We start from the raw sequence: 20,810 nt of genomic DNA, 5'->3' as shown, positions 1-20,810 counted from the left end.
AGGAGGTTGGGGATTGCACTTAATCACAGGGCTGACACCCTGTGCTGATATATATCGCCCTTTCAGGGCTAGGAAATAGATAACTATAAAAATCAAGCCCTGACGGGGCGGCGTATAATAGGGATGGGTGTAGCCCATCCACAATCGACGAAAACGAAACCTTAAAGGCCCTGGAAGGGCGTAGTAATATTATGGGATCATTCCATTTTAGAATATTATTTAGGTATTAACAAGATACCACCCTTCAACTCAGCAAGGGATTTTATAATTATTGACCTCCTTTAAAGAGTTAAAAAAAATCAACTTTAAGGTATAATTAAAATGATTTGGCTATAGGTTTTAATTGCGTCTATAATATGTTTAAATTTGGTAAGATTTTTAAAATAAAAGAACCATGAAAAACTTAAAACTAATTGCCTTAAGCCTTTTGTTGCTTGCTAATTTTAGTTGTAACAATGCCAATAAAAGCGCTGAAACTGAAACCGAGGCTGTTGCTGAAAGCAACTTTACTTTGGTAGAAGATTCTACTAAAGTTAGCTTTGTGGCTTACAAGACCACAGACAAAGCACCTGTAGGTGGACAATTCACCAAAATTAATATCACCAATTTCGGTGAAGGAGCAACTGCTCTTGAAGCCATGAACGGTACTGAGTTTAGCATTCCTGTAAGTAGCTTATTTACCAACGATGCTACGGGAACAAGAGACCCTAAAATCCTGGAATTTTTCTTCGGTGTTATGGAAAATACGGAGCTGATCTCAGGTGTGTTTAAAGTAGAAGGTGGAAACAAATGTTCCATTGATGTAACCTTGAATGGATCTACACAAAACATTCCTTTGGAGTATTCTACTGTGAATGATACCCAATTCATCTTTGACGGGGTAATGGACTTGGAAAACTGGGATGCTTTAGATGCTGTTGCTTCTATCAATAAGGCTTGTGAAGCTTTACATACTGGTAAAGACGGTGTGAGCAAAACATGGAGCGAAGTAGCTGTACATGCAGAAGTATTGTTGGAAGAAAAATAAATTTCTTTCACTTTCAGAAATAGGAAACCCCACAACAAATGTTGATTTGTTGTGGGGTTTTTGTTTGGTTCGGATTTGAGAGACGTTAAGATTTTGTCAGCATTGTTGCAAGAAAAAAAAGTAACAATACCGCCAAAATCAATTGACGTTCAAATACCTATCCGCGGGTTGTCACCCGCGGCTACAAAAATATCACCCCTGCCGGGGTTCTTCTGTAATTCTAAGATGTAACAATTTTCATGGATAGAAATCAAAAACGAGTAGCCGTTTGTTGGAACTCTAAGGTTCTGAAAAAGTAAGGAAGACTAGCGAACTTAGGAGGAGATTTTGTCAGTATTGTTGCAGAAAAAAAAGCAACAATACCGCCAAAATCGTTCTTCTTTCTTATTCTTTCCACGGATTTCACCCGTGGTTATTGTGGTTGAAGTCCTTCAGACTTCTTTCGTTTCCGTTGTATTAATTATTACAAGTATAAACTGAAATCTACAAAATTTAATAAAACAATTTTCAATAGTAGACAAAGAGAGCATTTTGCCGGAAAAACTGATCTGAGGCGTCCCCTGAGCTTGCCGAAGGGAACGCGTCAGATTAATGTTAATTCAACCTGGCCGAAACCAAAAGGCTTTGTTCGGTGGTATAATAGATTTCATCTCCATAAATTTTGAAATACCTTTCACCAAAATAATCTTCTAAACGATTGATGGAAAAGGGAATGATTGAAGTGTCGAAAGGATAAAGCTCCTTTATCTCTCTTTCTGAGATGGTCTGACCATTTTCTACATTGATTTCATAGAGAAAGTTGTTTTTTGTATAAAGAAAGAGCCTGTCTTTGACAAGAAATAACTGCCCAACATCCCTATTCTGAATCTGAGATTCCCATGTTTTGGAATGGGAAGGCCAGTTGATGGCCACCACTTTTCCGGATTCATTGTCATGGTAAATCAAAGACTTCTTGCTCTCCAGGTGAAGCATGTGCGTCAAGTCGAGGGTGTTGTTATTGAAACCTTCCGGATATTTCCATTCTGCTTCTCCTGTAATGGGTGAACGCAATATGAAATTGTCAAGGCTTACACTTAGAATTTTGCCTCCTAGATCCACGGCAAAGGAATAATAGTTGAGGTGACCAAAGTTGGGCTCGTCATAATTGAAAACCTCCCAGTATTCATAACAAGTATTTGGATCTATGGAAAGCAAATTTCTACCTCCACGTACCACCATCAGCACCAGCTTGTCATCTTTGAAAAGGAAATTTCTAATATTGTCTACTAATAACTCCTGACATGCGATTTCGTCATTGCCTGTTTCCAAACTTACCTTGTATAGGGATGTTTGCTGTTTTCTTAAACCAAACCAGGTGCCGTTTACTTGTCCTGATGGAAATGTTCCGGCAGGCTTTTCAAAAAGCACATTGCCGTCAGAAGGATCCACTTTGATTACCGTTGGCTTGTTGATGTCATAGGTCATGGCCCAAAGGTGGTCTCCAATTGTTTTCATGCTAAAGGGGCCTCCTATACTTTCTTTATTAATGTTCCAGTTGGTTTCCTGATTGGTTTTGTTCAACGATACAATTCCCTTTCCACCATAGGGACTGTATAGGTAAAGGTCGGTTTCACCTACATGTAAAAAAGGGGAAAAGGAGCCTCCAATTTCATCACCTTCCTTGTTGATGGACCAGTTAACTGTAAATGGCAGGTCTGTGGGATCTTCCAATACTACCTCTTCCTCTTCTTCCTCCTCTTCGTCATCTATTATCTTTTTTGTGTCTTCGGGAGAAATACAAAATTGGAAAATTAGTACTAAGAATAAGGGCAAGAAAGTGCGTAACAAATGTTTCATGTCGGTTTTTATTTTAAGGCCGAAATAGGGTTATGTCTGCAAATTATAAAAATTGACCCTAAAATTCAGACAAACAACGGGTTAAATAAAGGCAATTGTAAAAAAGCCTATGCAATTATAGGTCAAAAATTACCTAAACCTTGATTTACAATTGTAACCAGGTGAAATATTTAATGCCAATGTGGATCAAGGATGTCGAACGGTAGGGCAGTTTACAAAGGTTTAACCCGGAAGATAACCGTTGATTTTGCGTCCATCTTTATATTGATTTGCTTGGTGGAATCTGACAAGACCTTGTTTGTTAATGGGTCAATTACCTGTGCATAATAGGGGAGGCGGATGGTTTTTTCTCCACCCTCCAGGGAATGTAAGCTTAGCCAATTTCTTCCCACATAACAGATATCTTCCGTAGTTATGTATTGGTGAACACCAGCATCTGACCAGATTTCCTTCAGCTCTGAAGGGTTCCATTTTAATTTTTCAGGTAAGAATTTGGCTTCCTCTCCTGGGTGGTTGAGGGTTGTTCCTTTATCGTTTGTCCACAAGACCGTTTTTCCCATGGCTTGCCATTTCTTGATCTTTGAAGTTTCTTCATCGGTCAATTGAAGCAATCCCATAAGCCAGATTACCTGGTATTGACTGTCGCTAATCTCTTGTAAATCTGTCCTTAGATAAAGGTCATAGGAACTTCCAGTTTTGGCTATTGGATATCGGTTAGACAATATTTGCTCTGCTAGCCTGCCATAACTCTTGTCCCAAAATGAAAGTTCTTCATCGACAATTACCAATACAGAAGGCTTCATTTTTTCTGGATTTTCAGACGGGTAGTCCTGGTGAAATTGCTGGGTCTTTTCCAGTACCTGAAGCATTTCAGGATCACTGAACCAACCTCCCCACATGTCAAACCACCAGCCCCCATAGCCATAGGCAAGCATTCTTGCTGCATTTTTCCATAGCAATGAGACAGAGGCATCATGGTCTTTAGGACCGAGCCAAACCCCACTTTCATATTGGCCAGGAGGGGCTATTCCCTGAGAGCGGTCTTTTAGAAGGGTTGTTATGGAAGTCCGTGTATCGTTTTCAGCCAACCAAAGCTTGCCATGCTTGTGAACCGAGTTCACCGCCACCATAGGAGGCCAGTCTTCCCCAATGGCCCGGTTGTAAACATTTGGGCTGGACAAGTAATCCAGGTCTGGGCAATCCAACAGCTTTGCCAGCGAACCATGACCTCTCCTCGGGTCTGAGACAAAATAGTGGTAGCCATAAAATGCCCCCGTTAACAATTTGCCTTCACTTTTCTCTTTGACTATTTTACAGAAATAGGCAATATTGTCCACCATGACCTCAGTATGAAAGCGATAGGTGTCGATGTAGTTTTGGTCTTTATTAGGGTCTCTCCATTCAATTTTATTGACAGGTTCATCTATGTTTGTCAATTGAGCGTTGTCAAAAGTGACCGATGAATTATTCCAGGCTGTTCTTAGTGCTGGTATAGAAACATATTTATTCTTTAACCAATCACGGAAAGCTTTCAATCGGACAGGGTTTTGGTCCTGGTACTGTTTAGGATGGTAAAACCATTCTTCGGTTAAACCACTTGCCACATGAATTCCCGCCAGATTATTCCGGTATTTTGATTTTAGCAACCAATCCAGGCAATCCTGAAAAGCGACTTTTGTTTTTTCTCGCCACTCCTCTGAAGCAAAACTTTGGCGGAACAATGTGCCATCCGGCAATTGTGCTGCTGCAGAGGGATTTGCTAAAGTCCACCAGCGAGGAGGATCCAGATAGAAACGGATGACTACCTTGGCTTTTGGATCAGCATTAAGAATTTTTTCAAAATCTATTTCTATGCTTGAGAAGTCATAATCATTTTCACCTTTCCATATTGAATTTCTAAAAGCACCAATGCCTGAGATGGTATTAATTCCTCCTTCTCCCAAGTAGGCCGGAAGATTGTAAAGATGTAGGCCTGTAGCAGCGATTTCTTGATAGTATTCTTCCTCTCCCAAATAGGACATATAGGCAAAAGGAGGGTAATGCTCTCCATCAATAATCAAAGAAGGGCTTCCGTTTTCCCAATGAACTTCCGATTTTATTTGGGCGCTTACTGGATGAGCTATGGGGAGAAGAAAGAGTAGGAAAATTAAAAGGTGTAATCCTTGAAAGTTTTGGGTCAATGTATTTGGGTCTTTTATCATGAAAAGGATGGGGTATGTCGCTGGTCAATTTTAAAATGCCTCATTACTTCAAATCAAACAGTCATTCTGGAGCGTATGGTTTTCCTTTCTTGAGACAATTATCTTTAAAAGTAACTGTAATAGCCATGCAATTCTAGATTTTCCCTTCAAAAAATTTCGCTTATTGGTATACTGCAAAAAATATTTTAGTTGATGATAACCTTATTACTTTGGCAAGCCATTCAAAATTCCTTTCACAGACTATACCAATAGCAGTTTTTATTTGGTATTTTTAGTTTCATCTAAACAATTTAATAATGGCATATGATGAAGGGCTTGCAGATAGGGTTCGGGAATATCTATTTGAGGCAGGTCAATTGGAAGTAGAAGAAAAAGCGATGTTTGGAGGCCTGGCCTTTATGGTCAATGAAAAAATGTGTGTGAATGTAAGTGGCACAAAGCTCATGTGTAGGTTTGATCCTGAATTATTGGAGCAGGTGGCTGAAGTAAATGGGTTCCAATCCATGGTGATGAAAGGAAGGGTGTACAAAGGTTATTGTTATGTGAGTGCTGAGGCGATCACTTCAAAAAGGGAAATGGCTTATTGGATTGACCTTTGTCTGGACTTTAATGACAAAGCCAAATCCTCAAAAAAATAGCGGTAGGCAGTAGTTAGATTCGGTGATTGTGGCTTTGCGTTGAAGGTAAAAGTGTACAACTAATTTATGTTTTTTTTCGTTATTTTTCTTGCTTTGGCGAGAACCCAAGGGGGGGCAAAGGGGTTAAAGATACTATAGCTGATTTTCTAATGATACCTTCAACATTCCATCAAGGATTTTTTTTCTACTTTATTCCCCCACTCATTGTTGTGCTGGGAATAGTGTTGCCTATAGGGAATGTTTTCTCTCAAAAAGTTAGCCTGGACCCAATACCGTTAAAGGTGGTTTCTCAGGTTTTTAGCCCTGATGAATATTATATCTCAAAAGTTATAGATGAGAGAAAGGACCTTAACCCTACTGCATTTTGGTTCCGGATGTAGCAAGTGGCAGTAATCTGCTAACCGTAAACCTTGAAGGAGGAACCATTGCCGCCTTGGAACAGTATATTCTGGGAGCTTATCCCAGCAGTAAAAATCTTCGGGCTGTAGTGATCAAAATCAAAGATGTCAAAATAATAGAAAACCTTAAGGACGCTAGGAATGGCCTGGTAGAAGGAGACATTCACCTGGACTTCACTTTTGCTTTGGAAAGAGACGGGGAATTGTTTGATTTGTTGGGTTTTCAAGGTGGGATAAGTTACCAGAGAGGAGTAAGACAGTTTCACCTATTGGAGCCTTACTTAAGGCGGTCAGTGAATTTGGCCATGGAATATTTTGATGATTGGATAGAGAAGGATGCGTCCAATAACAATCTGCTGGCACAATCGGTTAGATTGAAAATGAGGGATTATGCCAGACTGAGCGAGAGTGATACTGTATTTTATTCCACAGCCAGACCACTAACCTGGAAAGATTTTACAGGGAGACCAAGTTTCAATAAATATGCAGCATCTATTTTCGCAAGTATAGGCTATGAGTCGAGTAGTAGCGTAGAAAATGGCGTTTTGATTGTGGATTTGGTGTTTAAAACCTATATGTTAAAGAGTTCTTCCTGGGTAAGGTCTTCCAATAGCAGCTATGGTTTAAATCATGAACAAAGGCATTTTGATATCGCTAAAATAATTATCGAGCGGCTTAAAAACACCCTTCAGAATATGGATCTAGATCCGAGTAACTATGAACGAAAGATTTCCTTTCATTACCTGGAAGCGTTTAGAGAAATGAACCGGATGCAGGAAGCCTATGATGGGCAAACTTCACATGGAACCAATGCCTCAGCTCAGGAAAGGTGGAACAAAAAAATTGACACCGAATTACATGAATTAGGAGTTGATTAATCTGCTTGAAAAATTGTGTCACAATAATTTCACGTTGAGCAGGTACCCACAGGACAGGAGTTTGTTTAAATAATTTTATCTTGGCTTATTAACCAAAATGACTATCCAAATGAGTTTCATGCAAAGGGCTGTAATGCCAGTTTTTTCTGTAATCCTATTTCTGGCAACGTGTTCCAATGCATTTGCCCAACTTCCGCCCGCTTTTAACAATGGCAGGGATTACAAAGTAGCCGATGATTCCCGGACACGGAAATACATTGCTCCAGTAAAGATTTTCTGGAAATCCACTGAAAATACTGGTCTTATAAAAAATGAAAATCATCTTCTGAACCAACCAATAGGGCAGGCCATTCTCACCAATAAGCAGGGTTTTTTGGTCATGAAAAGTACTGAGACAGAAAAACCTGGTATCCTGTTGGATTTTGGTGTCAACCTACATGGAGGGATACAATTGGTAACGGGCATGATAGGATCAAAAGATCCCGTGCGTGTGCGAATAAGATTGGGAGAGTCAGTAACTGAAGCGATGTCTTCTATTGACACCATCCATGGTGCTACAAATGACCATGCCATGCGTGATTTCATCGTGTCTTTGCCATGGCTTGGAAAACTCGAAATTGGGAACTCGGGATTCAGGTATGCACGTATTGATCTGGTGGATCCCAATAAAGAGTTGCTGCTAAAGGAAGCCAATGCCATATTGGTTTACAGAGACATTCCTTATTTGGGAAGTTTTAAGAGCAATGATGAACGTTTGAATAAGATTTGGGACATTGGTGCGTATACGGTTCACATGAACATGCAAGAGTACCTTTGGGACGGGATTAAAAGAGATCGATTGGTGTGGGTAGGAGATTTGCATCCTGAGGTTTCCACGATCAGTGCGGTCTTTGGGTACAATGAAGTAGTGCCTAAAAGCCTTGATCTGATCCGTGACATTACCCCTATGCCTGAATGGATGAATGGAATCAGTACCTATTCAATGTGGTGGATCATTATCCATCGAGACTGGTACTTGCACTATGGGGATAAAACTTATTTGAAGGAACAAGAAAACTATTTAAAACTACTTACCCGGCACATGGCAAGTAGGGTAGAAGGCAATAAAGAAAAATTAGATGGTACCCGTTTTCTGGATTGGCCATCAAGTGAAAACCCTGAAGCCATTCATGCAGGATTGCAGTCCATGTTGATTTGGGCTTTTGATGCTTCTGAAGAAATATATACGGTATTAGACAATCCGGAAATGGCCAAAGAAGCCAGAGAAATGGCCGCTAAATTAAGAACCTACCGCCCTGATCATGCTGGATCAAAACAAGCGGCTTCTTTAATGTCCCTGACAGGAATAATGGATCCAACCAAAGCCAATCGCCAGGTGATAGCTAAAGATGGCGTAGCAGATTTCTCTACTTTCTATGGTTATTATATGCTGGAAGCCAAGGCCAAGGCAGGAGATTATCAAGGAGCAATTGAGAATATTCGGGAATATTGGGGTGCGATGATGGATTTGGGAGCCACTACTTTTTGGGAGGATTTCAATATTGATTGGTTGGAGAATGCTGCCAGAATAGATGATTTCGTGCCTGATGATAAAGTTGATGTTCATGCGAGTTATGGAGGGTATAGCTATGATAAGCTACGCCATAACCTAAGTCATGGCTGGGCATCTGGCCCTACCGCCTGGCTGACTAAGCATGTCCTAGGTGTTCATGTATTGGAATCAGGATCAAAGACCATACTTATTGATCCACATTTGGGTGATTTGGATTGGGTGGAAGGCACCTTTCCTACGCCTGATGGATTGTTGTATATCAGGCATGAAAAACAAGGAGACGGTTCCGTTAAGACAAAGGTATCGGGGCCGGAAAATGTCAATATTGTGTATTCTAAATGAGGTAAGTTTTTATTTCTTGACCTTACTAAAAGCAAAAAAAGCAACTGCCCTAAGGACAGTTGCTTTTTTTATGCAATCTTATATTTGTGGATCAACTACCACAAGCTTCACACTCATCTGGATTATCCAGGGAGCAAATAATGGCCTCTTGTTGTAGTTTTTTGCTGTCCACATCTTCAATTGCTGTATCAGGCTTGTCACCGTTCAATTGAGATTTGTCCACTGTAAACTGAATCGCACTACTAGCTGCTTTAGAACGTAGGTAATAGATACCTGTTTTCAATCCTTTTTTCCAGGCGTAGAAATGCATGGATGTTAATTTCCCGAAATTAGGCTCTTGCAAGAAGAGGTTCATGCTTTGAGACTGACATACGTAAGCACCTCTGTCAGCAGCCAAATCAATGATCACTTTTTGTGAAATCTCCCAAACCGTTTTGTAAAGGTCTTTCAAGTTTTGAGGAATGTCAGGCATGTTTTGAATCGAGCCATTGGCAGCGATAAGCCTGTTTTTCATTCCGTCAGTCCAAATACCTAATCTGATCAAGTCTTTCATCAGGTGCTTGTTTACCACAACAAATTCTCCAGATAAAGTTCTTCTCGTATATATATTAGTAGTATATGGTTCGAAACACTCATTGTTACCAAGAATTTGAGAAGTAGAGGCTGTAGGCATAGGAGCTACCAAAAGTGAATTCCTTACCCCATACTTATTTACTTTCTCTTTGAGTTCTTTCCAGTTCCAGCGACCTGATTTTGGCGTTACACCCCACATATCAAACTGGAATAAACCTTTAGATACTGGAGATCCTTCATAAGTCTCGTATGTACCATTGATTTTCGCCAGTTCCATGGAGGTCTCCATTGAAGCAAAATAGATGGTTTCAAAGATGTCTTCATTGAGCCCTTTGGCTTCTGGTGAATCGAAAGGCATCCTCAAAAGGATGAAAGTATCGGCCAATCCTTGAATCCCTAATCCAACTGGTCTGTGTCTAAAGTTAGATTTTCTGGCTTCAGGAACAGGATAATAATTGACATCAATAACCTTGTTAAGGTTTCTGGTAACTACCTTGGTGACTTCGTAAAGCTTCTCGTGATCAAAATATTTTTTTCCATCCTTACCTATAGATATAAACTTAGGAAGAGCAAGTGAAGCAAGATTACATACGGCTACCTCATCTGGTGAGGTGTACTCCATAATCTCAGTACACAAGTTGGATGACTTGATGGTTCCAAGGTTTTTTGGTTGGATTTGCTATTGGCGGCATCCTTATACAAAATATAAGGGGTACCTGTTTCGATTTGTGATTCCAAGATCTCAAACCAAAGCTCTTGTGCTTTTATTACTTCACGAGCACGTCCTTCTTTTTCGTATTTTTCATAAAGTCTCTCAAACTCTTCGCCATAACAATCGGCAAGACCTGGTGCTTCATGAGGGCAGAATAGAGACCATTCTTCATTGGCTTCTACCCTTTTCATGAATAAATCAGAAGCCCAAACTGCGTAGAATAAATCTCTCGCACGGAGTTCGTCTTTACCATGATTTTTCTTGAGATCAAGGAAATCCTTAATGTCTGCATGCCATGGTTCCAAATAAATAGCAAAACTACCTTTTCTTTTTCCACCACCTTGATCCACATACCTTGCGGTCATGTCAAAGTTTCTCAACATCGGTACTATACCGTTAGATACACCATTGGTTCCTCGTATGTAGGAGCCTTTGGCTCTCACATTGTGAATAGAAAGACCGATGCCTCCAGCTGATTGGGAGATTTTAGCACATTGCTTTAAAGTATCATATATCCCATCAATACTGTCGTCTTTCATTGTAAGTAAGAAACAAGAGGACAATTGTGGCTTAGGTGTGCCAGCATTAAAGAGGGTAGGAGTAGCGTGCGTAAACCATTTTTGAGACAATAGGTGGTAGGTTTCAATAGCCGCATCTATGTCTTCTTTGTGGATACCTACAGACACCCGCATAAGCATGTGTTGTGGTCTTTCCACTACTTTACCATCTAGTTTGATAAGGTAACTTCTTTCCAAGGTTTTGAAACCAAAGAAATCATAATCAAAATCTCTAGAGTATTCAATTACCTGGTCTAGTTTGGCAGCATGTTTTTTGATAATCCCGTAAACATCTGGAGCAATCAGTGCTGCGTTCTCATTTGTTATTGGATTGATATAGGTATACAGTCGTTTCATTGTATTGGAAAACGACTGACTTGTAGTCTTATGAAGATTTGATATGGAGATTCTTGCAGCAAGAATGGCGTATTCTGGATGCTTCACGGTTAAAGAAGCGCAAACCTCTGCGGCGAGATTGTCCAGCTCTGTGGTTGTAACACCATCATAGAGCCCATCAATCACTTTTTTAGCGATCTCAATGGGGTGGATGTAACGCGCATCCAACTCATAGCAAAGATTTTCTATTCGGGTTGTGATTTTGTCAAATCTGACAGATTCTCGTCTACCGTCTCTTTTTATTACTAACATAACAACTGATAATTAATGGTTAAAAAATGATTAAAAGTCCTCTTCAACAGAAAATTTATCTGAGGAAGGCTCGTCTTTATTTTTCATTACCCCGGCTTTTTGATAATCTCCAACACGCTTTTCGAAGAAGTTGGTTTTTCCTTCTAAAGAAATCATGTCCATAAAATCAAACGGGTTCTTGCTGTTCCATACTTTAGAACATCCCAATTCAAGTAGCAATCTGTCTGCCACAAATTCGATGTATTGGCACATCAATTCAGAATTCATACCAATAAGTCTTACAGGCAATGCGTCTGTCACGAATTCTTTTTCAATTTCTACCGCATCCTTGATAATTTCTAACACCTGTTCCTGTGGTAGTTGATTGACCAGGTGTTTGGTGTAAAGGTGACATGCGAAATCGCAATGCAAACCTTCATCTCTTGAGATTAATTCATTGGAAAAAGTCAATCCAGGCATCAAACCTCTTTTCTTCAACCAGAATATTGAGCAAAATGATCCGGAAAAGAATATTCCTTCAACTGCAGCAAAAGCGACCAATCGCTCCATGAAATTGCCTTTGTCAATCCAGCGTAAAGCCCACTCAGCTTTCTTTTTCACGCAGTCCATATGTTCTATGGCATTGAACAGGTGGTCTCGTTCTTCTGCATTCTTTATATAAGTGTCTATTAATAGACTGTAGGTCTCACTGTGAATGTTTTCCATGGTTATCTGGAAACCATAAAAAAACTTTGCCTCTGTGTATTGTACTTCTGCTACAAAGTTTTCAGCTAGATTTTCATTAACAATTCCATCACTTGCAGCAAAGAATGCCAGAACATGTGATATAAAATGACGCTCTCCATCACTTAAGCTTTTCCAATCATTAAGGTCTTGCCCTAAATCTATCTCTTCCGCTGTCCAAAAGCTTGCTTCGGCCATTTTGTAATATTCCCAAATGTCATCATGTTGGATGGGGAACAAAACAAATCGACTGTTATCTCCCTGTTCTAATATTGGCTCTGACTTCATTAGTAGAAATGGTTTAATCTGAATAAATATTAATTGCTAGCCCGTACCGTATTTCTTCTTACTGTCTAGACAAAAGGCTTTTAGACTGAATTGGTAACAATGACTTAACAAATATGGGCAAGAAAAATGAAAAAGTAAAGCCCGATTCTGCCAAAAACCTTAAAAAGTTGAATGACGGTCAATAGGACCTAAATGTCTTAAAAACAGTATATTAATATCATCTATGTAAAGTAAAGATTTAATCTAAATGGACTAAATATGCAAGGTTAACTTTTTTCAATTAATTTTCAAATATTTAAAAATGACCTAAAATGGCTATTTTTTTGACCCTTGGTCAAATTACTGCTCTGAATGCTAGCTTTGAATGGTTTCTAAATTACTGTCAATCAATCTTATAAAGCCGAATTGCTGGTTTTTAATACTATAATTGGTGTTTGGATACATTTAATTGGTGTTAACCGGCATTAATTGCCTAAATATTTGAGCTTAAAGAGCAGAAACTTAAATTAATATTGAGTATTTATTTTATCTATATGGTATATTTTCTTATCTTTGCACCTCATTTTGATAATTGAATTATATCAAACCATTATGTACGCAATAGTTAACATTTCCGGTAAGCAGTTCAAAGTAACAAAAGATCAACAAATCTTTGCACCAAAAATGCAAGGCGAAGTTGACGCTTCCGTAGAATTCGATCAAGTGCTTTTGGCAGATGACAATGGCACTGTATCGATAGGGGCGCCATTATTATCAGGCGCTAAGGTATCAGGGAAAATCCTTGAGCATGTAAAAGGTGACAAAGTAATCGTCTTCAAAAAGAAAAGAAGAAAAGGTTACAAAAAGAAAAACGGTCACCGTCAACAATTTACGAAAATAGTAATCGAAAATATCACACTGTAATCCTTCGGGTTGCAACCTTAAATAATAATAAGTTATGGCACATAAGAAAGGTGTAGGTAGTTCTAGAAACGGTAGAGAGTCTGAAAGTAAGAGACTTGGTGTAAAGAAATTTGGTGGTGAATCAGTTATTGCTGGTAATATCATCGTAAGACAAAGAGGTACTAAGCACCATCCTGGCGTAAATGTTGGATTGGGTAAAGACCATACAATCTTTGCTTTGGTCCCTGGTAAAGTTGCTTTCACTAAAAAGCACGATGGCAGATCTTTTGTAGGAGTGATTCCAGCAGAAGCATAAGCTTACTAAGAAATTAATTATTTAAAGGTCATTCTAACGGATGACCTTTTTTTTGTTCCTCAGTTTTAAGATATTCGTAGTATTAACTTTCACTACTCCGGATTGATGGAGTTAAACTATTTTTGAAAATGAACTTCACAGAAAACTACAAAGGAATTAAAATTGATGTACAGTCAGTTAATATTGAAATCAATGCTGCGGTACAAGAAGAAATAAGGTCGTCCATAGACAAGCTCTCGAAATTCACCCAAAACATCAATGCTGTTGATGTGTATTTCAAAACAGAAGGAAGTGGAGGGAATGCTGCGAGCGTCGTAGGGATGCGTGTAGGAATACCTGGTCCGGATGTATTTGCCGAAGAAAAAGGAGAACATTGGATCCCTCTTCTTAAAGAAGTGGTGGACAAGTTGGTCAGGCAGTTGAAGAAAGCTAAATAATAAAAAGCTTCAGTCTTAAAAAAGGCTGAAGCTTTTTATTTGTTCCCAGAATTGCAATCCATTCTCAGGGGAAATTAATACGATCACTACTATTCCGAATACGGCACCATAGAAATGCGCATCATGGTTGATATTGTCTCCTCCAGTTCGGCCTTTGTAAAAAGCATAGCCTAAAAAGAGTATTCCCAATATGAAACCTGGCAGGCAAAATATGCCAAAGATGCAAATGTCAGAAAGAGGCATCAAAATAATACTTGCAAAGACAGTAGCTGAAGTACCGCCCGAGGCACCTAAAGCATGGTAGGAAGGATTGTCCTGTTCTTTAAGGTACGTAGGGATATCCGCAATCACGATGGCTAAAAGGTAAAAAGCCAAATAGGCAATTAGACCCATTTCAAATCCAAACACATAAGTGAGGTACGACTCTACTACATTTCCAAAGAAATAAAAGGTGAACATGTTGAACAAGAGGTGGGTACCGTCCTTGTGAATGAAGCCAGAAAACAGAAACCGGCCGTAGCTTCCCTCTCTTTTGATAAGGTAAGGGGTGAACAATTGTTTGTTTATAAATTCAGGGTTTTTCCAGCCATAATAAGAAATAAGACAAGTGATGATGATTATTATTAATGTCAATGATAATTCCATGTTTTTATTTTTCCCTATTGGCTAGGTTGTGTGTTAGGTTTTGAAGGAGTTGTAAACCGTTAGTATTTTTCACTTGAAGGCTTGATAACTGGTTGAAGCCTTTTTCGAAATAATCATCCATTAGCTCCATTGTTTTTTCCTTGATTTTAAGTTCGTCATATAAAGCTGTTACAGCTTTGACTTTCTCTTCAGGATTATAGGCTTCTGCATTAAGCCATTTCTTTAGACTTTCAGATGCTGGACCTGTGGCCAGTTCGTTGGCTTTAACCAAAAGGTAGGTTTTCTTATTGGCCAAAATATCCCCTCCGACCTGCTTGCCAAATTTCTCTTTGTCGGCATATACGTCGAGTAGATCGTCTTTTAGTTGAAAGGCTATCCCTATGTTCATTCCAAAATCATATAGATGAGAAGCATCCTCCTTCGATGCGCCAGCCAATACTGCTCCCAACTGTAAGGAAAAGCCAAGCAAAACAGCAGTTTTTAAACGTATCATATTTAGGTATTCGGCTTCGCTAACGAATTCCCTTTTTTCATAATTCATGTCCAATTGCTGCCCTTCGCAAACTTCAGCTGCCGTCTTACTAAATAACTGAAGGCTTTCTTTTAGGTGCTCAGGTGCTATAGACAAGAATAAATGATAGGCTTTCACCAACATCACATCGCCCGATAGAATAGCAGTATTGTCGTCCCATTTTTCATGGACGGTTGCCTTTCCTCTACGCAGTGGTGCGTTGTCCATGATGTCATCATGCATGAGTGTGAAGTTGTGAAAAACTTCTATGCCTGCTGCTGGGGAAAGTACCTTTTGGTAATCTTCCTTGTACAAATTGTAAGCAAGTAAAGTTAACAGTGGTCTTATTCTTTTTCCTCCTAAACCCATCAGGTAGGTTATCGGATCGTACAGTTCGGAAGGTTTCCCCTTTAAGTCTAGTGCTTGAATGTGTTGCTCAAGGGTAGTTTTAATTTCCTCGAGCTGGTTGTCATTTATCATTGCTTACAAATTCCAAATCTATCGTTCTTCTATCGATATCGGTACGTGTTACTCTAACCTGTACCTTATCACCTAAGGTTATCATTTTTTTGTTTTTGGCACCTATCAGCCGCATGTTTTTATTGTCAAAGTCGTAGTAATCATCTGTCAAATCCTGAACCTTGACCATGCCTTCACATTTGGTCTCAGAAATCTCTACATACACACCCCACTCAGTAACTCCTGTAACTATGCCAGCGTAATCTTTGTCTTCAGCAAGTTTCATGTATTCAACCTGCTTGTATTTGATGCTGGCTCTTTCTGCATCAGCAGCTCTCTTCTCACGCTCTGATGAATGCAGACACTTTTCTTCCCATGCCTGATTCTCTGGTGGTTTGCCACCATCCAGGTAATGTTGAAGAAGCCTATGTACCATCATATCAGGATACCTTCTGATAGGAGAAGTGAAATGTGTATAATGATCAAATGCAAGACCGAAATGTTGCTTAGGCTCTGTAGTATACTTTGCCTTTGCCATACTTCTAATGGCTAGTTGTTCCAGGATATTTTGTTCTGGCTTACCAACTATCTCTTCCATCAGTTTGTTCAGGCTATTGGACACTTTCTTTTCGTCCATGAATTTGATTTCATGGCCAAATTTCGTCGCGAAACTGGCAAATGTGGCCAGTTTTTCAAGGTCTGGATAATCGTGAACCCTGTAGACGAAAGTACTTTTGCCTTTGTTTTTATTGTAAATATAAGTTGCGACCGTTTTGTTAGCCAACAGCATAAATTCTTCGATCAACTTGTGAACATCCTTTCGCTCTTTGATGATGAGTCCTACAGGCGTTCCAGTTTCATCCAATTTGAATTTTACCTCAACTGTCTCAAAGTTGATGGCTCCTTTTTTAAACCTTGCACTTCGGAGCAATTTGGCCAAGGAATTTATTTTTAATAAATCTTTGGCATATTCTCCCGCTTCTGCATCCATGTTTTCCTGCGCCTCTTCGTAGCTAAAGCGTCTGTTGGAATGGATAACCGTTCGGCCTATCCAAAAATCCTTGACTTCTGCCTGGTCCGTTATCTCAAATACACATGAGAAGGTGAGCTTGTCCTCATTAGGACGCAAAGAGCACAGTCCGTTACTGAGCCGTTCAGGAAGCATTGGAATGGTCCTGTCTACCAGGTAAACAGAAGTAGCCCTGTCATAGGCTTCTTTTTCCATCAAAGATTTGGGCGTTACATAATGCGTTACATCAGCAATATGTACCCCTATTTCCATGTTGCCATTATCCAAATAGCGGAAGGAGATGGCATCATCAAAATCCTTGGCATCTGCCGGGTCAATGGTGAAAGTATCTACGTTTCTAAAGTCTTTTCTTTTTTAATTTCGGCTTCTGGGATGCTGTCAGAAATGGTCTCAGCTTCAGCCTCGATCTCTTCTGGGTAATCAAATGGAAGTCCGAATTCAGCCATGATTGAATGTATTTCTACTTCATGGTCACCGGCTTTTCCCAAAACATGGATAATTTTTCCTGTAGGGTTTTTATCTCCTTCACTCCAATCAGTAAGCTTTACAACTACCTTTTGGTTATGTTGCGCACCTTCGAGATCAGATTTCTTTACAAAGATGTCGTGATGCATCTTTTTAAAGTCAGGGACAACAAAGGCAAATCGAGGGGAGATTTCTATTCGCCCTACAAATTCATCTCTGCTTCGTTCTAAAATTTCCAGAACCTTTCCTTCTCTACGGTTTCCTCTTCCTCTCTTTGGTAGGATCATTACCCTAACCTTGTCACCATCAAGTGCAGATTTTAAATCTGCTTCTTTGACCATGATATCGTCTTCTTTCTTTGCGTGATCATTTGGAATCACGAATGCAAATCTGGCATTGACGAAATCCACTTCTCCTATAATGAAATCAGGGTCTGCTGCTGAGGAGTAAAGGTTTCTAGGGTTACAGCTTATCCTGCCTTCTTTAACTAATGCCTGAAGGGATGGGCTTAAAAGTTTTTTGGTAGCTGCATCCCGCAGTACTAGTTTTTTGATGAGTTGTTTTTCTGCGAAAGCTTCGCCGAAATTATTGTCAAAAAATTGCGCTAATTTGAATTTTAGTTGTTCTAAATCTGTGGACGTTTTGCCCTTGCTTTTAAATCCTGATTTTTTTCTTCCTGAATTTCTTCCCATAAAAATATAATGTAATTATAAAGGTAAGGATATTTATTCTAAAATATTGGCCTTCCTTATGTTGTGATGTTTATTCTGCAGCTGTGTCTAAATTGATAATTTCGAATGTTAAGTCTCCGGGCAAACCTTGGTAGGCAAGATAAATCCTGGCCGTAACCTCTACATCTCGTAGGCAGTATTTGCGAATATTATCGAGATCATCTTCTTTGTAATAAACGGTGTTGACCATGCTGCCGTCTATGCCTTCCTTTGAGCTGGGGATGTCAAAGATTGTCGCTAGCAAATCCAATCGGGTGTAATGTTTATAATCCCCAAATTTCCACAATTCTAAAGTGTCAAGATGCCTTATTTCCCAGGGCTTCTTTCCTGAAAGCTGCAATACTTCAGGAAGTGGAAGTTTGTTGATAAGCATTCTTCTGCAGATATAAGGGATGTCAAATTCCTTGCCATTGTGGGCACAAAGCATCCAATCCCTTTTTTCTAGCAGGTCTCGGAACTCCAGTAAAGTTTCATGTTCCGTTAATCCTGCATAGGATTTGGTCCGGTAGATAAGCTCGTCTTCCTCTTTTTTATAGGTAAAATAACCTACTCCGATACAAATGATTTTACCGAACTCTGCGTAGATACCGGCCTTTTCAAAATAGAGTTCATCTGCTTCCCTTTCGTCAGTTCTTTGTAATTGCAGGGCCTTTTTCTTCCACTCGTCTTGCATTCTAAGTGGTAAACTTTCAAGATTTTCCGCTCCGGAGATGGTCTCAATGTCCAGGAAAAGGATGTCATTCAGATGTTCGAAAAAATCGGCCATAAGCTTTAGGTATGTAAGATGCCATGCATGTCCAGTTCAGGGATGTACGTCATGTGTTTTTCCTGAACACTGCCTGCTACAAATATAAACTTTTTGTCAAATATTTGATCCAGAATATAATAACTAACCCAAAACTCATTGTTTAAAAGAAATAGAGCTGGGTCAATTGCTTCTACTCTGGCGATACTAGTTGCTTCTAATCTTTCTATCATGTGTCGCATGACAGAGGTTTTCTTTGGTTCTCCAGCTAAATGTCCGTAGCCCTTTGCCGTGATCATTAAGGTTTCCAATTCAATAAGGTTCTTATTGATAAGGTATACAGCCCAGCTTTCATCTGTTGCATTACCTTCTTTCACGATGGCCATTTTTACCCCAGTCACAGGGTGGAATTTTATATCTTTTTTCATTTTTGTTCTTCACTTATCAATAGCTCCATTTCGAATAATCGGCCAATATGAAACTTTACCCTATCCTTTACTTCTGAAAGAAGTACTTCTTTTCCAAGTTCCAATTGCATCGAAGTGACCGCTTTGTCGCTTATCCCGCAAGGAATAATATGATTGAAGTAGCTGAGGTCAGTATTTACATTGAATGCAAAACCATGCATGGTTACCCACCTACTTGATTTCACACCTAAGGCACAGATTTTTCTAGGGTTTTTTTGTTCAATATGATCTATCCATACTCCTGTTAAACCTGCTATCCTACCTGCCGCTATTCCATAGTCTTCAAGGGTGGCAATTACCGCTTCCTCTAGGAAACGAAGGTATTTGTGAATATCTGTAAAAAAGTTATCCAAATCAAGAATAGGGTAACCGACAAGTTGGCCTGGGCCATGATAGGTTATGTCTCCACCACGGTTGATAGGGTAATAACTCGCCGCATATTGTTTTAATCCAGCTTCATCTAAAAGAAGATTTTCCGATTTACCACTTTTCCCTAAGGTGTAAACATGCGGGTGCTCTACAAACAATAGGTAGTTGTCGGTGATTTGCTCCTTATCAGGGGCTGCTTTTCGGTTAGAGATCTTAACCTCAACTGTTTGAGCAAACAATTTCTCCTGATAATCCCAGGATTCCTGGTAATTTTTGGTGCCTAAATCCCGGAAAATAACTTTTTTATTTATAAATTGATTCACCTTATGCAATAGTTTTTTTCAAATATAGTCAATATCATACAATGGCTGAACACAATGACAAAGGAACGAAGGCTGAACAACTAGCCAAAGATTGGTTGATAGCAAACGGTTATGTTTTTGTTACGGCCAATTACAGGTACAAGCATGCAGAAATAGATCTTATTTTCGAGAGAAGAGGGATATTGGTGTTTGTTGAAGTTAAATTCCGCAGCGGAACTGGCTTTGGTTATGCTGAAGAGTTTGTGGATTTTCGAAAAAGACAATTGATAATTAGAGCAGCTGACAATTATATATACGAGAAAGACTGGAAGAAAGATATCCGATTTGATATTGTCGGTGTGTATCAGGACAAATCAGGGGCGATAGCCTTCAAACACTTTGAGGATGCCTTTTATTGAACGTGGCTGTAAATTAGATTTCCTTCTTTGTCCCATTCACCCCTGATATAGGGTTTGAAGACATTGTTTAAAGCTTCGTTCTGATATTGAATTTCACGCTTTTTTACCGTCTTGTCATTTTCTCTGGGCCAATATTCTGTCCATATTCCTATTCGCTCACCAAATTTATATTCCCCAGCGACAGCCACTTGTCCATCAGGATAAAAATGGAAAAAATTGCCCTCCTCCAAATCGTATTCAATAGGAGTCAACTTTTCTATTTTTCGATCGCCCCGATTGTAATAGGTGATCCTTGAAGCTTTTGGCCATCCTTCTGAATATTTCCTCTTGTCTATTAGGATGTTTTTAGCATCGAAACTCATCCATCTGCCATGTTTTGTACCATAAAAGTACATACCTGTTTCAACTACATTCTCCCCAATTCGCTTTTCATAAGGGCCATGCAACAAATAGCCTTGAGATGGATTGAAATTCCCAGTTTTGATCGCTTTGTTTTTACTGTCGTACCAAAATATGTCTCTGATATAGGGGTCTATTTTTTTATTTTTAGAGGTATAATTAAAGTACTGATAAGTTACTTGGTCCCTAAAGCTATTTTTTATTAACCCTTTACTGGTTTTTTCGCCAAAGTGAAAATTCTTCTTTTTTTCTTCTTCTTC

18 protein-coding genes and 2 pseudogenes are annotated in these 20,810 nt (G+C 39.3%); 9 read left to right on the top strand and 11 right to left on the bottom strand.

The window, feature by feature from the left end:
- The first annotated feature begins 394 nt into the window (after positions 1-394).
- Positions 395-1,027: a hypothetical protein gene (locus ADICYQ_RS25175; RefSeq protein WP_020893947.1), complete on the top strand. Its 633-nt coding sequence runs from the start codon at positions 395-397 to the stop codon at positions 1,025-1,027.
- Positions 1,028-1,621: 594 nt separating this feature from the next.
- On the opposite strand, the gene ADICYQ_RS25170 is transcribed toward ADICYQ_RS25175, so the two are convergent.
- A complete protein-coding gene (locus tag ADICYQ_RS25170) occupies positions 1,622-2,863 on the bottom strand; it encodes an outer membrane protein assembly factor BamB family protein (protein ID WP_040418178.1) in 1,242 nt (413 codons plus the stop codon).
- 212 nt (positions 2,864-3,075) lie between these two features.
- Positions 3,076-5,064 (bottom strand): beta-galactosidase, encoded by a 1,989-nt coding sequence (locus ADICYQ_RS25165; RefSeq protein ID WP_020893943.1) that lies wholly within the window; start codon positions 5,062-5,064, stop codon positions 3,076-3,078.
- Between the two features lie 296 nt (positions 5,065-5,360).
- On the opposite strand from ADICYQ_RS25165, the gene ADICYQ_RS25160 reads away from it, so the two are divergent.
- The 4 genes from ADICYQ_RS25160 (at position 5,361) to ADICYQ_RS25150 (ending at position 8,872) form a co-directional block, all read left to right on the top strand.
- Positions 5,361-5,702: a TfoX/Sxy family protein gene (locus tag ADICYQ_RS25160; protein ID WP_020893942.1), complete on the top strand. Its 342-nt coding sequence runs from the start codon at positions 5,361-5,363 to the stop codon at positions 5,700-5,702.
- 149 nt (positions 5,703-5,851) lie between these two features.
- Positions 5,852-6,082, top strand: coding sequence for a hypothetical protein (locus ADICYQ_RS26455; protein WP_152520531.1), 231 nt, complete (start codon positions 5,852-5,854; stop codon positions 6,080-6,082).
- Positions 6,067-6,978, top strand: a complete 912-nt coding sequence (locus ADICYQ_RS25155; protein WP_020893940.1) for a DUF922 domain-containing protein — start codon at positions 6,067-6,069, stop codon at positions 6,976-6,978. Before ADICYQ_RS26455 ends, ADICYQ_RS25155 begins: the two co-directional genes overlap by 16 nt.
- Positions 6,979-7,087: 109 nt before the next feature.
- Complete coding sequence (locus tag ADICYQ_RS25150; RefSeq protein ID WP_051160360.1) at positions 7,088-8,872, top strand: alpha-L-rhamnosidase-related protein; 1,785 nt, start codon at positions 7,088-7,090, stop codon at positions 8,870-8,872.
- A 91-nt stretch (positions 8,873-8,963) separates the two neighbouring features.
- Here the strand turns inward: ADICYQ_RS25150 and ADICYQ_RS25145 are convergent.
- Together ADICYQ_RS25145 and ADICYQ_RS25140 are read right to left on the bottom strand one after the other, a co-directional pair.
- Positions 8,964-11,362, bottom strand: a pseudogene (locus ADICYQ_RS25145) (ribonucleoside-diphosphate reductase subunit alpha).
- 30 nt (positions 11,363-11,392) lie between these two features.
- The gene (locus ADICYQ_RS25140; protein WP_020893936.1) at positions 11,393-12,373 is read right to left on the bottom strand and encodes a ribonucleotide-diphosphate reductase subunit beta; all 981 of its coding nucleotides are present in this window, start codon (positions 12,371-12,373) and stop codon (positions 11,393-11,395) included.
- Positions 12,374-12,964: 591 nt separating this feature from the next.
- On the opposite strand from ADICYQ_RS25140, the gene rplU reads away from it, so the two are divergent.
- From rplU to hpf, 3 genes are all read left to right on the top strand, one after another.
- Positions 12,965-13,276, top strand: a complete 312-nt coding sequence (gene rplU, locus ADICYQ_RS25135; RefSeq protein WP_040418177.1) for a 50S ribosomal protein L21 — start codon at positions 12,965-12,967, stop codon at positions 13,274-13,276.
- A gap of 34 nt (positions 13,277-13,310) precedes the next feature.
- Positions 13,311-13,571: a 50S ribosomal protein L27 gene (gene rpmA / locus ADICYQ_RS25130; RefSeq protein WP_020893934.1), complete on the top strand. Its 261-nt coding sequence runs from the start codon at positions 13,311-13,313 to the stop codon at positions 13,569-13,571.
- A 128-nt stretch (positions 13,572-13,699) separates the two neighbouring features.
- Positions 13,700-14,008: a ribosome hibernation-promoting factor, HPF/YfiA family gene (gene hpf, locus ADICYQ_RS25125; RefSeq protein WP_040418175.1), complete on the top strand. Its 309-nt coding sequence runs from the start codon at positions 13,700-13,702 to the stop codon at positions 14,006-14,008.
- 15 nt (positions 14,009-14,023) lie between these two features.
- Here the strand turns inward: hpf and ADICYQ_RS25120 are convergent, their stop codons facing one another.
- From ADICYQ_RS25120 to lipB, 6 genes and pseudogenes are all read right to left on the bottom strand, one after another.
- A complete protein-coding gene (locus ADICYQ_RS25120) occupies positions 14,024-14,653 on the bottom strand; it encodes a rhomboid family intramembrane serine protease (RefSeq protein ID WP_020893932.1) in 630 nt (209 codons plus the stop codon).
- Between the two features lie 4 nt (positions 14,654-14,657).
- Positions 14,658-15,644: a polyprenyl synthetase family protein gene (locus ADICYQ_RS25115; RefSeq protein ID WP_020893931.1), complete on the bottom strand. Its 987-nt coding sequence runs from the start codon at positions 15,642-15,644 to the stop codon at positions 14,658-14,660.
- A pseudogene (gene rnr / locus ADICYQ_RS25110) lies at positions 15,634-17,810 on the bottom strand (ribonuclease R). The gene ADICYQ_RS25115 and the pseudogene rnr overlap by 11 nt, the downstream one beginning before the upstream one ends.
- A gap of 70 nt (positions 17,811-17,880) precedes the next feature.
- Complete coding sequence (locus ADICYQ_RS25105; protein WP_020893928.1) at positions 17,881-18,615, bottom strand: 3'-5' exonuclease; 735 nt, start codon at positions 18,613-18,615, stop codon at positions 17,881-17,883.
- 5 nt (positions 18,616-18,620) lie between these two features.
- On the bottom strand, positions 18,621-19,022 hold the full coding sequence (locus ADICYQ_RS25100; protein WP_020893927.1) for a hypothetical protein: 402 nt from the start codon (positions 19,020-19,022) through the stop codon (positions 18,621-18,623).
- Positions 19,019-19,753 (bottom strand): lipoyl(octanoyl) transferase LipB, encoded by a 735-nt coding sequence (lipB, locus tag ADICYQ_RS25095; protein ID WP_040418173.1) that lies wholly within the window; start codon positions 19,751-19,753, stop codon positions 19,019-19,021. Before lipB ends, ADICYQ_RS25100 begins: the two co-directional genes overlap by 4 nt.
- A gap of 41 nt (positions 19,754-19,794) precedes the next feature.
- On the opposite strand from lipB, the gene ADICYQ_RS25090 reads away from it, so the two are divergent.
- Positions 19,795-20,151, top strand: coding sequence for a YraN family protein (locus tag ADICYQ_RS25090; protein WP_020893925.1), 357 nt, complete (start codon positions 19,795-19,797; stop codon positions 20,149-20,151).
- Here the strand turns inward: ADICYQ_RS25090 and ADICYQ_RS25085 are convergent.
- Positions 20,145-20,810 (bottom strand): toxin-antitoxin system YwqK family antitoxin (locus tag ADICYQ_RS25085; protein WP_040418171.1); only part of this gene is annotated, 666 nt, incomplete at its 5' end. The two genes, ADICYQ_RS25090 and ADICYQ_RS25085, sit on opposite strands and share 7 nt — an antisense overlap.

Source organism: Cyclobacterium qasimii M12-11B (assembly GCF_000427295.1).
In the GTDB taxonomy this organism is placed as follows: domain Bacteria; phylum Bacteroidota; class Bacteroidia; order Cytophagales; family Cyclobacteriaceae; genus Cyclobacterium; species Cyclobacterium qasimii.
The sequence above is the reverse complement of the archived record's forward strand: the minus strand, read 5'-3'. Positions and strand labels throughout refer to the sequence as shown.